This is a genomic window from Microcoleus sp. Pol7_B2 (assembly GCF_036701035.1).
GTDB lineage: Bacteria > Cyanobacteriota > Cyanobacteriia > Cyanobacteriales > Microcoleaceae > Microcoleus.
In genome coordinates, this window is the sequence record NZ_JAUBQB010000006.1 from 20555 (window position 1) to 34820 (window position 14266).

The 14266-nt window shown below is 45.8% G+C and carries 11 protein-coding genes and 1 pseudogene; 5 read left to right on the plus strand and 7 right to left on the minus strand.

Annotated features, from left to right (window positions below; genetic code table 11):
• Window positions 1–137: 137 nt before the first annotated feature.
• Window positions 138–452 (plus strand): annotated as a pseudogene (locus QUA57_RS03880) (DUF2127 domain-containing protein).
• A gap of 761 nt (window positions 453–1213) precedes the next feature.
• Here the strand turns inward: QUA57_RS03880 and QUA57_RS03885 are convergent.
• Window positions 1214–1558, minus strand: coding sequence for a DUF4870 domain-containing protein (locus QUA57_RS03885; protein ID WP_333041435.1), 345 nt, complete (start codon window positions 1556–1558; stop codon window positions 1214–1216).
• Between the two features lie 102 nt (window positions 1559–1660).
• Between QUA57_RS03885 and prfC the strand changes: the two genes are divergently transcribed.
• The gene (prfC, locus tag QUA57_RS03890) at window positions 1661–3289 is read left to right on the plus strand and encodes a peptide chain release factor 3 (RefSeq protein WP_333059619.1); all 1629 of its coding nucleotides are present in this window, start codon (window positions 1661–1663) and stop codon (window positions 3287–3289) included.
• 88 nt (window positions 3290–3377) lie between these two features.
• Here the strand turns inward: prfC and QUA57_RS28610 are convergent, their stop codons facing one another.
• Genes QUA57_RS28610 through QUA57_RS03900 form a run of 3 tightly spaced genes read right to left on the minus strand, consistent with a single transcriptional unit; the run spans window position 3378 to window position 3966 of the window.
• On the minus strand, window positions 3378–3623 hold the full coding sequence (locus QUA57_RS28610; protein ID WP_445304455.1) for a type II toxin-antitoxin system RelE family toxin: 246 nt from the start codon (window positions 3621–3623) through the stop codon (window positions 3378–3380).
• Window positions 3581–3706 (minus strand): hypothetical protein, encoded by a 126-nt coding sequence (locus QUA57_RS03895; protein WP_333059620.1) that lies wholly within the window; start codon window positions 3704–3706, stop codon window positions 3581–3583. Before QUA57_RS03895 ends, QUA57_RS28610 begins: the two co-directional genes overlap by 43 nt.
• Window positions 3703–3966 carry a prevent-host-death protein gene (locus tag QUA57_RS03900; protein WP_333059621.1) on the minus strand — a complete coding sequence of 88 codons (264 nt, stop codon included), beginning with the start codon at window positions 3964–3966 and terminating at the stop codon, window positions 3703–3705. Before QUA57_RS03900 ends, QUA57_RS03895 begins: the two co-directional genes overlap by 4 nt.
• Window positions 3967–4356: 390 nt before the next feature.
• Between QUA57_RS03900 and QUA57_RS03905 the strand changes: the two genes are divergently transcribed.
• Window positions 4357–4626 carry a hypothetical protein gene (locus tag QUA57_RS03905; RefSeq protein WP_190735306.1) on the plus strand — a complete coding sequence of 90 codons (270 nt, stop codon included), beginning with the start codon at window positions 4357–4359 and terminating at the stop codon, window positions 4624–4626.
• 235 nt (window positions 4627–4861) lie between these two features.
• Here QUA57_RS03905 and QUA57_RS03910 read toward each other — a convergent pair whose 3' ends face one another.
• The gene (locus QUA57_RS03910) at window positions 4862–7654 is read right to left on the minus strand and encodes a hypothetical protein (RefSeq protein ID WP_333059622.1); all 2793 of its coding nucleotides are present in this window, start codon (window positions 7652–7654) and stop codon (window positions 4862–4864) included.
• Window positions 7655–7951: 297 nt separating this feature from the next.
• Here QUA57_RS03910 and QUA57_RS03915 point away from each other — a divergent pair, with 297 nt between their 5' ends.
• Both QUA57_RS03915 and QUA57_RS03920 read left to right on the plus strand, forming a co-directional pair.
• Entirely contained in the window at window positions 7952–10507 is a 2556-nt protein-coding gene (locus QUA57_RS03915) for a zinc metalloprotease HtpX (RefSeq protein WP_333059623.1), read from the plus strand.
• Between the two features lie 1169 nt (window positions 10508–11676).
• Window positions 11677–12246: an RNA recognition motif domain-containing protein gene (locus QUA57_RS03920; protein WP_006633606.1), complete on the plus strand. Its 570-nt coding sequence runs from the start codon at window positions 11677–11679 to the stop codon at window positions 12244–12246.
• Between the two features lie 341 nt (window positions 12247–12587).
• Here the strand turns inward: QUA57_RS03920 and QUA57_RS03925 are convergent, their stop codons facing one another.
• Window positions 12588–13595, minus strand: coding sequence for a tellurite resistance TerB family protein (locus QUA57_RS03925; RefSeq protein WP_333059624.1), 1008 nt, complete (start codon window positions 13593–13595; stop codon window positions 12588–12590).
• Window positions 13596–13759: 164 nt separating this feature from the next.
• Entirely contained in the window at window positions 13760–14056 is a 297-nt protein-coding gene (locus QUA57_RS03930) for a CHAT domain-containing protein (protein ID WP_333059626.1), read from the minus strand.
• Window positions 14057–14266: the final 210 nt, after the last annotated feature.

Consider the following 14266-nt stretch of genomic DNA (forward strand, 5'->3'; position numbering starts at 1 on the left):
AGAAACATCACGCTCCTGTTTTAATCGCAATTGTCTTTTACAAAACATTTGTGGCTTCGCTCTTGACAGTAACTTCGATTGCTTTGCTTTTTGCATTAAAAAATCATCAAGTCTCAGAAGAATTTTAGCAATCTTATTTGTTAGAAAGCCAACTAAAAATCATTGAATTCATCTTAGAAAAACTTCTAATTATCAAGCCAAAAAACTTACTGCTTAGTGGACTTTTTGCAGCACTTTATGCAGTCTTAATTGGTGTTGAAGCCGTTGGTTTGTGGTACGAAAAAGACTGGGCAACAATCTGAGTTTTAGTGCTGGTAAGCATCAGTATACCCCCTGAAATATATGAATTAGTTCACGGGGTCACGGTACTTAAGTTAGCGGTATTTATCACAAATGTAGCCATCTTATGGTATTTGCTCCACCATTGGCCGAAGCATGGTAAAGGAGCTTAAAGTTTGGATTATTCAGAGGAAACTCACTTGATTTTATAAATGTCAGGATTTTCCATTTTAATTTCATAAAACGGCTGATCAGTCAAATAAAAACCTCAATCTTTACAAAAATTTTGTGATTGTAAAGATTCGATAAAGCTACGAGGGGTTATACCCCCTATGAGTTATACTGACATATATATAGATGCACCCTGATGGCTTTCCCGTTCCACAAGAGCGGGATTTTTATTGGAAAAATATTGTATTAAGTTTTAAGACTGTTGGTAGAGATAGAAGTGGTAGAAAATTTCAATAAAACGATCGCCAGATGCAAAAATAGCACAGCTAAAGCAAAAACGATGGTTCGGAGCAATCGAATATGCGCCCTAACTTCGCGAAATAACCCAAAGGCGGTAGCATAGTTTGGGAAGCGGCATCAACTGAAGATGAACTTAGCCTCAGCAACAGCCCTGCAATAGGGGGAAGACACCATTGCGACTTTAGGCAGATGACGGTTCGGCATCACTTATCGAGCTACCCACATTCATTTAAACAGAGATGTTGCACTATTTTAATTACTTGTTTAGGAACAGGCAAGCTGCCTGTTCCACAATAAAATTCATCTCTTGTGGAACAGGCATCTTGCCTGTTCTTGAAAATGGTGCAAGATGTAAGTTTAAACAGAGATGTTGCACCATTGTGAGTTAGAAAACAATTAAAAACCCGGTTTCTTCTTAAAGAAACCGGGTTTTTGAAATCGATGGTGAAGCGCGATTTGCTGTCTAAACTATTCGGAAAATAAAAGGGTAGCGGTAAGGTTGGTTAGGATTTTGCAAAACGTGGAGGATAGCCATTATTGTCAGTCCCCAGTGCAGCAGATAACCTAGGGGCACTAAGATAAAACCAGCAAGACCGAAAGTGACGACAGTTAACACCACAATCACGGTGCTGTACACCCATACATTAAGATGAAAATTTATGGCTTCTGTGGCGTTTTCTTTGACAACGGGGTCATCTGATACTAACAATACAGCGATCGGAGCTCCGATCGAGAACAGTAACGTACTGAAAAAAATCGCCCCGTGGCACACCAGTGATAGCAGCTTCCGCTTGTCGGAGTCGTACATATTAGTTTTCTTCCTTGACTTTAGTGATAATTTTACCTTTAATAGCAACTGTAGCACAGGCTATAATGGCGATCGGGTGATGATTCCCCTACCTAATTTGTGATGACAACAGAACTCGAAACTGAACTGCTAACTGCTGTTGAGCGCCGGCGCAACTTTGCTATTATCTCGCACCCCGACGCGGGTAAAACTACTTTGACAGAAAAGCTGCTGCTGTACGGAGGTGCAATTCACGAAGCAGGTTCTGTGAAAGCGCGGCGGGCCCAGCGACACGCTACCTCTGACTGGATGGCGATGGAACAGCAGCGGGGAATTTCTATTACTTCTACTGTTTTGCAGTTTGAGTATAAAAAATATCACATTAATCTGCTCGATACTCCGGGACACCAAGATTTTAGCGAAGATACTTATCGAACTTTGGCGGCGGCTGACAATGCAGTGATGCTTGAGGATGCTGCTAAGGGTTTGGAACCGCAAACTCGGAAGTTATTTGAAGTTTGTAAGCTGCGAAGTTTGCCTATTTTTACTTTCTTTAATAAGCTCGATCGCCCTAGTCGAGAACCTTTGGATTTGTTGGACGAAATTGAAAAGGAATTGGGGTTGCAGACTTATCCGGTAAATTGGCCGATAGGTACGGGTGATCGCTTTAAAGGTGTTTTCGATCGCAGAGGGCGCAAAATTCACTTATTCGAGCGGACTCAACACGGTTCTCGCGCTGCTGTTGATACCGTAATCGAATTGGGCGATCCGCGCATTGAAGATTTGTTGGAACAAGACCTTTACTATCAGCTCAAAGAAGAGTTAGAACTGCTGGATGAGTTAGGAACTGAACTCGATTTAGACTCGGTTCGGGCTGGAAAAATGACGCCTGTTTTCTTTGGCAGCGCCATGAGCAATTTTGGGGTCGAACTGTTTTTAGATGCGTTTTTAGATTACGCTATGAAGCCGATCGCCCGCAAGAGCACCGCCGGAGATTTGCCGCCAACTTATGAAGATTTTACCGGTTTTGTGTTCAAATTGCAAGCGAATATGGACCCGAGACACCGCGATCGGGTGGCGTTTATTCGGGTGTGTACGGGCAAGTTTGAAAAGGACATGAACGTGACTCACGCTCGCAGCGGTAAAACGGTGCGTTTGTCAAGGCCTCAAAAGTTATTTGCTCAGGATCGCGAGTCGATCGAGGTTGCGTATCCGGGCGATGTGATCGGTTTGAACAATCCGGGAGTATTTGCGATCGGCGATACTATTTACACAGGTCAAAAACTGGAATATGAAGGGATTCCCTGTTTTTCTCCTGAACTTTTTGCTTTTTTGAGAAATCCCAATCCTTCTAAGTTTAAGCAATTCCGCAAAGGCGTTTCTGAGTTGCAGGAAGAAGGCGCAGTGCAAATTATGTACTCGGTTGATGAGGCGAAACGCGAGCCAATTTTGGCGGCTGTCGGACAGTTGCAATTTGAAGTTGTGCAGTTCAGAATGCAGTCGGAATATAATGTGGAAACGACGATCGATATGTTGCCTTACAGTGTAGCTCGTTGGGTTGACGGCGGTTGGGAGGCGCTGGAAAAAGTTGGGCGGCTGTTTAATACGGTGACGGTGAAAGATACTTGGGGAAGGCCGGTTTTGCTGTTTAGAAATGAGTGGAATTGCCGACAGGTGGAAGGGGAGCACCCTGTTTTGAAGTTAAATGCGATCGCCCCTGTGGTTTCGGGTTTGGCTGTTAGTGAGGAGTGAGATTACCGCAGGCAAAGGACACAACACTGTTGTGTCCCTACAAATGATATTTATTCGGCTTAAATACGCCGGATATAAGAAGTTACAATCACGGCTCTAACAGTTTTTCTAAGATGGTGTAAATGTCTTTTTTGTCACCATCTTTACGTCTCCCTAGTCCCACGACAACAACTAGAACTCGCTCTTGTTCGACTTGATAAACTATACGATAGCGCTGTCCAACAGCTCGGATGCTGCGAAATCCTGATAGGTTATCTACAAGGGCTTTGCCTTGCTTTTGTGGTTCAACTTTTAGTTGATCGATGCGATCGCAATTTTTCCTGTTATCGTCGATTTTTCTTTGACTGCCTCCAACATTTCCAGTGCCAGTGGCGTAAGCTGGATCTCATATTCGATCACGTTTTCTTCGTGATTCATAGTCCCAATTTTGCTTTGGCATTTTCCCAGGAAATAGTTTCGCCTTGGCGTGCTTGGGTGATGTTTTGGCGCAATTTGGTAACGAATTCTGTATCGGTGAGAATATCTAAGGTTTCTAACAGTTCAGTCAAATGCGTGTAGCTCATTGCAGCCATAACGGGAACGCCATCTTGAGTGATGATGATAGGCTCATTGATAAGTTCTTGGGGTAGGTTTGGAAGCTGCTGCTGTGCTTGGGCAATGGTGAGTGGTTTGGACATGGTTGTACTAAAGCAACATTACTTTTAATTTAGCATTTCGGCCCAACTAATTGGTTTCCAGCCGCTGACGCTGGTAACGAGTAAATCCAAAATCCAAAATCCAAAATCTAAAATCCAAAATCGATTGACGGCGGCCCCCCTCTGCGGCTACGCTTTGAAGTGAGAGGTTGCTTGCTTGTAGAAGAGGCAGCCCGCGTCACCCCAAAATCTAGTTGCACTGCCCAAAGCTGCGCTAACAGCAATGGACAGCTAACCGCCAAACTGGTACAAGCAGTCTGGAGGCTAACGGAGTATCTTAACATCCTCTGTAGCCGCCCTGCTATGTGTTGAAATGCGGGGCGGCTGGGTTTTTGGGTTTTTCTAGAAAACCCAAAACCAGGAGAACATATTATGTCACAGGAATTCGTGCCTGACGACAACAAATTCGATCGCCCAAATGACGACTCAGCAGCAGTATGCGAACAGGAAGTGGTGCTGTTAACGGTTGTCGGTTCGCCCAAGGGTGTCCGGGAAACCATACTCACTTTGTACCGACTGGGATTTGCTGAAGTCGGCGATTGGAGTCCCGTACAACGTGCCGCTAATCCGAAGCAGGTGATGAGCGTGCTGATCCGTCGGAAGCGGGCTGATGGTACATCGCCGAGAAAATCTGGGCGGTAAGCTGCAAGGTTAAATAGCTAAATTCGAGGGCGGGCTTTTAACGCTATGTCCCTGAGTCCGGCAGTCCGGCAGGGGTTGAAACCCCTGCCTCAAAGCTAAAGTCCTCTGAAGAGGACTGAAGAATTCATTAGTCCTCTTTAGAGGACTTTTGCTATTAGCCAGGGAATTCATTCCCTGGCGGGCTTTCGGTTTAAGGCAGGGAATGAAGGCCGCGTCTTTACTCATTGCGATCGAGCTAACTGCTGACAGTATCGTCACCTAAATTATTGAGAGATTCTTGCACCGAATCAAGAAAATTGTGAAGTCTATCGTTGTTAGGAGCAATGGCTAAAGATCGATTAAACATTTCCAGTGCTTCTTGCCAATTTTTGAGTGCTTCCTGTTGATTAGATAATTTTGATTGCAAATCACCCATACTTTTCAGTGCAAGCCCTTTGCTGTTGAGAGTCAAAATATAATCCGGTGCAATAACTAAAGCATAATCAAAGGCTGCGATCGCATCTGAGTAAGATAGTTTTGCTGCCTCAAATTCACTTAGCCCTGCTTGCAAATAACCCAGAGATCGCAGCGCATTCCCTTTGTTTTTGAGAGCTAAGAGATAATCCCGTGCAATAAATAAAGCAGAATTAAAGGCTGCGATCGCATCAGAGTAAGACTGTTTTGCTGCCTCAAATTCACTTAGCCCTGCTTGCAAATAACCCAGAGATCGCAGCGTACTCCCTTTGTTGTTGAGAGCAACGATATAATCCGGTGAAATAAGTAAAGCAGAATTAAAGGCTGCGATCGCCTCTGAGTAAGATAGTTTTGCCACCTCAAATTCACTTAGCTCTGCTTGCAAAGCACCCAGACATCCCAGCACAACCCCTTTGTTGTTCAGAGCAGCGATATCACCCGGTGCAATAAGTAAAGCAGAATTACAGGCTGCGATCGCATCTGAGTAAGATAGTTTTGCCACGTCAAATTCACTTAGCCCTGCTTGCAAATAACCCAGAGATCGCAGCGCATTCCCTTTGTTAGTGAGAGTAGCGATATCATCCGGTGCAGTAAGTAAAGCAGAATTAAAGGCTGTGATCGCCTCTGAGTAAGACTGTTTTGCAGCCTCAAATTCACTTAGCTCTGCTTGTAATTTACCCAGACATCCGAGCGCAATCCCTTTGTGGTTGAGCGTGGCGTTATCATCGGGAGTTATAATAAGTTGGCAATCGTAAGCTGCAACGGCCTCTAAATATTCCTGTTTTGCCTCTGCGTATCTAGCCAAGTAAGCATAGTAATCTCCCTCCGATATTGAAATTCTACCAAGCCAAAAATCACTTTTAATCCACAAATCATCTCTAACTCCCAGCAGCGACTCGCATTCCCCATAACGACTTTTTTCCAAAGCTTCCTTAAAAACCTCTTCCCATTCCTTCATACCCCGCTCCCAATCCAAGCGATTAGCATGATAAATTGCCTCAGCCGCATTCCTCAATTCCCGGTAATACCCCTCTAAAACTTCATGAGCTATGCGAGTTTTGTGGTTATCCCTCTCCGCATCCAAGCGTCGCAATAAATCGTGAATTCTATACCACTTTTCACCCCGCTGGGGCTCCTTCCATACAAAGGAAAAACTCGTCAAAATCTCAAAATTTGCACTACTTGCCTGGAAGTGGCAACCAACTCCCAATTTTATGTACAAATCCTCATCAAAAGCGCGGCAAGCACTCAGCGAATGCACCGCCGATCGCACTTCGCGATCTACATAACTGAGCAACCGATCCGTTAACTCCGCAGTCTTATTTTCCAACCTCGGAACCCGCGCAAAATCCGACGACAGCAACTCAATTCCCCGCTTTCTTTCTGCCAGCACCACATCCGCGCATAAACCCAAATAAAACGGATGTACCTGCAAATTCTCCCAACTCTCATCAGAATTGACGCTGGCATATCTAATCACAGCATCAGCCAACTCTGCCTTGTCAATCTCGACTTTGTGCAGGTAATCCCTAGCATCGCCGGCAGACAAATGCCCAACCAATTGTGGATCTATATAATCTTCTGGAATTGGAAACTTCGACGCATTCGGCCACCGCAGTTGTGTGACAGGACAATCTCGCCCCGCCACCGCAACTACAATCCCCGCTTTGAAATCCAGCGCCCTCAGCAACCGCCGAAACCACTCATCTTGATACCAAAATTTTATTCCCTGAAAACTGCGTTTTTCATCCCACAATTTTTCGTGAGTATCGAACAGCATCACGAGGCGTTCTGGTTTATTTCTGCCAGCCATTGCCGCATTCAAATCATCTGCAAACAATTTCGCCAAACAGTCGATTAACTCAGTATCAATATCTTTGCGACGAATTTCCTCTGCCTTGTCGTCGCTGACACCGAGGCGCTTTTGAATTAATTTCATCGCCCGCTTAATCCCGCCCAATTTATCTATGCCTTTAAGCACCGCTACAGCTTGCGCCACCACTGGAAATTCTGCAAAAGTTTCAACTACAGGTGTCAACAATTCCATTACATCATCGGGGAAAAGTTGTTCTAGAGTTGCGTTTGACTCGCCTTTATTGAGCAAATACCAAAAGCAAGCAAAATCATAATTGGGAAACTTAAATTTATATTTCTTTGCTGCTTCTTCCAGATTGCGCCGCAGCATCAGCAACCCATAAAATCTATCTTGCGGTTTATCTTCTTTAATCGGTATCAACCCGAAATCGTGCCTGACTACGGGTATGGGAGTGTAGGTTTTAGGTTCAGCGTGGCGGACGAAATTAGCAACTTCGGCGGCTTGTGATTCTGGGAGCGCGCGCAATTGTTGCCAAATTTGCGGCGAAAATCTTTTGCAGCAGTTAACCTGCAAGTGTTTTAGCAGCAATGACTTGCCGTTGCCTCCATCGCCGTAAAAATACAAAATTTGTTCGCGGGGCGGGTCTTCGTTTAAATAAAAGGCAAATCGGCGGGTAAATTCGTGCCTGTCTGTGAAGAGTTCGAGTTGGCGATCGCCGCTAATAGATTCGCTTTCAAAATCTTCGTCGTCAATTGGCATAAGTGTGCGGGTGAGGTGTAATTTAATTATAAGCAAAAATTAGATTGAATCGGCGATTGAAATCGCTTCTACAAAAACAAAGTCCGCCTTCGCGGACTAAGAGATAAAGGAAGTATCTAACCACAAATTGTCATAATTCTTCAGTCCTCTTTAGAGGACTTTAGCTTTTAGGCAGGGGTTTAAACCCCTGCCGGATCGTTGCGATCGTGCAATATCTGAGAAACAAATAATTTTAGTGAAATTATTTAAGTACCTGGCGGCAAAGGTTGCAACAATTGGTGACAGAGAAATAGAGCTGTGTTAGAACAGCTATCGATCGACCAGCCAAGCTATCTTAGAAAGGACGCTAGCGAAAGCACAGTCATGGCACCTTCCACTAATCCAAATCCGGCGGATTCATCTGCAAAAAAGTCTCTAGAGGCTGGGCTGGCAGCTTTGAAACAGCAGGATTACCCCACCGCGATCGCCCTTTTAGAATCTGTTACCCAAACCGCAGCTAATCAACCGTCGGGAATCCGCGCGCAGATGGGGTTGGTGGCTGCGTACAAAGCAACCGGTAATGTGAAAGAGGCGATCGTCCTGTGCTCTTCCCTCGCCAAAAGTCCTAACTCTCAAGTCAAAACTTGGGCCGATCGCGCTTTAAAAGAATTAACCCCCCCTCGCCCCCCAAAACCACCGGAAAATAAACCAAAATCCGCAGAAACTCCCCCCGAAACAGGCTTTGTCGCCTTTGATGCAGCAACTAAATCGCCGAAAAAATCGCTTGGGGGCGATCGACCTACCGTAGACAAAAAAACAGGATTTTTACCTTTAGAGTCGGCTGTAGAGCCTGGAAACGCCAAATCGCAACCGATTTCCCCGCCACCTCCACCCCCCACAGGCCCGACTTCTGAACCGGAAAACTCGAGCGAAACCGCACCCGATACCGCAGAAATTAGTGGCGAAAATAGTTCCGGTTCCCCAACAGATATCCCCGGATTCGCCAGCCCAAATACTTACCAACTCACTTGGCGCGAAGCGGGGCGCGCCGCGAAAAGCCCGCGCCCGCTCAAACCGCTGAAGTTGCTGGAGTTTCGGGTGCAAGCCGTTGCAAGTGCGATCGCCCTATTTTTCCTAGCCCGGTTTGTCCTGCAATTCTTGCTGACAAACACTAATTCTCTGTTGGTTCAGCTTTACATATTCACTAGACTGCCTATTTTCGCGCCGATTCAGCTTTTTTACCGCGATCCAACTCCGTTTGTTCAGATGGTGTTTGGATTGCTTTTGGCCTCGTCTCCGTGGCTGATAGACGCGCTGCTGAAACTGTTTTGTGGCATCGAAACTCTGCGCGGGTCAGTTTTATCCAAGCACAGCAAGGAAGCTGGTCGGGTACTGCGAAGTTATTGTACCAAGCAAAATATGCCGGTGCCGGTGCTGAAACTCTTGCCGCTGAATGTTCCTGTAGCTTTCAGTTACGGCGGTTTGCCCCGTTTTGCTCGGATTGCTGTGAGTCGGGGGCTGTTGGAACAATTGACGGATGATGAAATTGCTACTATTTTCGCGCGGGAGTTGGGGCACATTTCCCACTGGGATTTTGCGCCGATGTCGCTGGCGCTGCTGGTGATTCAGATTCCTTACTTGATTTATTGGCAGGTCGCGCACTGGCAAGAGCGGTTGTGTGATTTAATGACGATCGAGTTTTTGCGTTCTGCTGTCAAATTTGTGGCCGCTGCAATTTCTGCTACGAGTTATGGGATTTATAAGTTGTTGCGCTGGCCGATGTTGTGGCTGTCGCGCCGCAGAGTGTATTTTAGCGATCGTACTGCTGCAGAAATTACGGGCAATCCTAACGGTTTGACGCGGGCACTGGCTAAAATTGCGATCGGCATTGCTGATAATATCGAACAGCAAAAACAAACTAGCTTTTTCCTGGAAAGTTTCGATCTATTGTTACCTGTAGGTGTTGGACAAGCTGTAAGCCTTGGTTCTGCTGCATTACACGCGCCGCTGGAACAGATTTTGCTGTGGGATGTCAGCAATCGCGAGCGCAACTGGTTGACGGTTAACCGCGCGCATCCTTTGCTGGGAGAGCGTTTGAAGCTGTTGGCCCTCTATGCTCAATTTTGGCAACTGGAGACTGAGTTAGATTTGGCAAACGCGGGAGTCCAAGAACAACCCAGGAAAGGAAAATTGTCTCTGTTTAAGTCAATACTCGAATTTAAAGATTCAAAACTATTTTTACAGGGTGCACCGTTTTTTGGAATTCCGATGAGTTTAGCGATAGTCGGGGTGCTTTGGCTGATTGGCTGGATTTTTTCGAGGACGAGTATCTGGCAGTTGGATTGGCTTTGGGGCGATCGATCGATTCTTTGGGGCTGTTTGCCGATCGGATTTAGCATCGGTACTTTGATGCGGATCAATTATTTCTTCCCGGATATTATACCGCGAGAAACCGCTTCGCCGAGTTTGCCGGAAATTTTGTCAAATCCCGACAGTTTGCCGCTGGATGCTGAACCGGTGCGGCTGGAAGGCCAACTTTTGGGTCGATCGGGTATGAATAATTGGCTGGGACAAGATTTGATTTTGCAAACGGCGACGGGTTTGGTGAGGTTGCACCATGTTTCGAGGTTTGGCTACATTGGCTCTTTGTGGCCATTTTTGTTCAAAGAGACTACTCGCCCCAGCGATTTGATCGGAACATCTGTTGTGGCGACTGGTTGGCTGCGCCGGGGTGCTACTGTGGCGATCGACCTCGAAACTCTCCGCAGTCAAGGAGGGAGGGTTAGTGACAGCGGACATCCGATTTGGTCTGCGATTTTGGCTTTTGCTGCTGCTTTTTGGGGCGCATACATCATTATCCAGGGCCCAAGGTGAGGAATAGCAATCGGATTGCCGCGCGAGTGGCCAACAACGCGCAGCCTAGATCGGTTTTGAGTTAAACAGCGGAGGCGCGATATTCTACCAGGGCTTCGCTAACGATGTTCTGCGTGCTGGTGGCGCACCCTACACTCCATTAGTGTCAACTTAACGTCAAACGTAGTACGGGTATGCTGTTTGACGATTAGGGTTCGATCCCCCCTAGCCCCCCTTAATAAGGGGGGGACAAGAAATATGCTCAAAGTCCCCCTTATTAAGGGGGATTTAGGGGGATCTAGACTTAGGTAAAAGCGAGATTTATCAGGGGTTTCAGGCGTAAGTTGTCACTAAGGCCTACAGTCTTCTTCCTTCTTCTGTCATAAAGAAAAGTTGCTTTTTTGCCAGCACTCTGTTACATTAGTTTACATGAATTGGATTGAACCAAATAGCGCGATAACTTCAGTTGGCTAAAATCGATAAGGCATTGCGTAAAAATTGTCAACATCCCAACACAGCAAGTACAGCCAGCCGCTTGTCGGCTGTTTTTTTTCGACCGCTATTTTTGCTGTGCGGGATGAATTCTCAAAAGTGATTCAGATGTGGTTTGCGTTAAATTCAGACTGAAATCTTCCTAAATAACTAGCTCTGTTACCAAGGCTGTGATACCTTTAAAGAATGCTCGGACTCTGCCGGGCCGGATTTAAGGGATACCGGGTAAGTGAGTAGTTCTCAGCATTAGGAGCGAGATTAGGATCGAGGTAAGATTACTGGCTGAAAAAATGTTAGCCATTTTATCCATCACTGTATTAAACTGAATACTGGCATTCCGATCGCTTGCAATTGACATCCTTGGACATAAATTTCGAGACGGCGCTGGCTATAAACATTCTGAATCAAAACCGGAAGCAAGTAATACAGAATAGCCAATAGCCTAAACATTTGAGTGATGACTAAAAGTTTACACAACAACCTGAGATTTAAAAGCTCTCTGCATCGGCGGTTAAGTTCCGGCCTTATCAGAGTAAATCATCTTTTTGTTCTAAAAGGTGGGGGGAGCTGTCAAGGTTGGTGGGAGGAATGCGCCAATTCTCGGGTTATGTGGTGTTTCCCTGAAGTCAATATTCAGTTGACTTCAGGTAATTCTGTTCGAGCAAATTAATTAAAATCCAAGTCGGGAGGAATTTTTCATGTCTATTCGTCTTTATGTTGGCAATCTACCGAAGGAACTCGATCGCCAAGAATTGCAAGAAGTTTTTGCGCCGGAGGGCGAATCTGTTACCACAAAGGTAATTACAGACCGCAAAACTGGAAAATGCAGAGGCTTCGGTTTTGTGACTGTGCTAACCGACGAACAAGCCGACCAAGTTATTGAGAAATACAACGGCTTGATGTTCAAAGAAAACCCGCTGAAAATAGAGAAGGCACTGCCGCGCTCTAAGGGTAAATCTGAGAAGGGCGAAGACGACCAGCAGCAGTCGCCGCAGTCACCGCAGTTGGTGTCGGCATCGGCGTCTGTGCCTATGCCTGTGCCTGCGCCGCAGCAACAGCAGCGCTCGGCTTCGGCTCCTCCTACCCAAGGTGGAGGCGGTTCCAGCAAAAGCAATCGCCGTCGGGGTGACAACAACAAGTCCCGCCGCAATCAGTCAGCAACAACGGTGTCGAGCGCTGATTCCGGCTCGGTGCAGCCAGATCCGCGCTGGGCGAGTGCTCTGGAAGAACTCAAGCAAAGATTGGTGGAAGCTCAGACTACTAATTAGTCGAAAATGGCGACTAATTGCTGCTGTCTCTCGACTGTGGTTGACTGAATGTATCTGGAAGTGCGATCGAGAATGGGTCAAAAAACCCTGTTCTCGATCGCACTCTTTTATGGTAAAAAATCTCTAATATCTAGCAGTGCGGTAACATAAGCGCGATCGGACAAGTAATGAAAACTCAAGTCCTGACTACCAACCAGTTAGATTTTGGTCGATCTACCAGACACGATGTCGTATCCTGAAAATGGTTGGCCAAAAAAACCCGGTTTCTCTGAAAATAGAGGGTTGAGCAGCGAGACATCTAGAAAGAAACCAGGTTTTTAGCCCGTCTAAACAAGTCCTCTTTATTCTATCGGCCCGAATTCGATTGTCTCAATAAACTCAAAAATCTTGTTCATAATTCCCTCAACTTCAGACTCCAGGGAACCCAATTCATCCCCCTCCTGATAAATTCGCTGACAGCTTACGGTGTAGCAAAAATCGTCAGCAATAAAAGCCATAAGTCCCCGGTAAGCATCCAACCGAGTCAGAGAACCCTCGTTTTTCTGCACGCTGAGAGTTGCACCAGCAGGCAAATCTAAAACCACGAAATAAGCTTCTTCATCTTCTAAGTATTCTGCGTGGAGTAACTTAGAATTGGGAACATTAGCAAGAATTGCCTGAGAAACAAAATTGTCGAGAAAAGACTTGAGATAAGCTTCCTCGCCAACCGAGTCGATTGTTTCTTCAACTTCACCAGCAACAGGGAAATAATCAATTTTCAGCAAAACGCCAAAGTCGTCTGAAAATGCGACACAGCCTTCTTGATCATCAATTTTACCGCCTCGTTGATCGTCAACTGGAACGGGAACGCTAAAATTGCCTTCAGGAGATACGTACCATACCGCATCGAAATCAGACTCTCCGCCTTCTACTTCCGAGTAAGCAGCAATTACATCCTCAATAATTTCCGCAGCTTCCTCGTCTTCCACACCTAATGCTTGCTGGAATTCTTGGAGGAAAGCCTCGTGCTTCTGGGATATTTCGCCATCTGCGACAAACATTGCTGCGGTTATTGCAAAAGTATCCAACACTAACTCATCTGGCATGGATTCCCAAGCAGTATTAAATAATGCTCCTAAACCGTCTTGGGCGACAATACCGTCCAATCTTTGAAACATTGCGGACATATCATCTTCCGAGTATTCAGCAAATATTTCTGATTCCCAAAGTATGCTTTCTAAGATATCAGCATCGGTGTCAGGGGAATTTGCCTCCGCTGCGACAAGTGCTACCGCTGCTACGGATTCTTCTAAAGTTAAGCTTGCTTCGGATTTGTCTTCTGAATTGAATATTTTATCAAACTTGGCCACAGGTTTTGCCCCGCTAGTGTTTAGTTTTGCTATTCATAGCAAATTTATGACATAAAAAGATAGTCGTCAGGGATACATTTACTTTTTGCAAAATGCCGCCAGTCAATGTAGGGTGCGTCTAGCCTTACACCTTACCACTGGTGAATAGAAAATCTCCAATTAATTTACCAAGGACTGCCAATTATTGTGAATCCGGCCCAAAACTTCGGGCGTGAGAAATCTGCATTTGGTACTTGTGCCGATTGAGTAAGGTCGATCGCGCCTTGAGTTCCCCGCAATTGACCGTTTTTAATTAAAATTTGTTTGTGGATCATTGCCAGTTGAGCTTTTCTGAACGCTTCAGCTTTAATTGGCTGCGATCGCAAATTGCGACAAAACTGCGTCATCAGCGCTAAAGTGGCGACATCCTTAAGGCTGTAAGGTCGATCGCCCTTAAATCCTATAGTCCTGCACGCATCCAAACCAAAGAAACCGGGTTTTTTGCCATTTTTGCTGTTAGTCAGCCAAATAACACGACTCCCGCGCCCGCAAATCTCAGCTTACAACAGTCAACAGCAGCAGCTAATCCAAGTAGTTTGACAGTAAATTCTGCCAATACTATCCCCGACGATATCTTGCTAAATGGCGGTGCAATCCCAAGCATGATGACCTTTAGCGAAACCGATGATGAC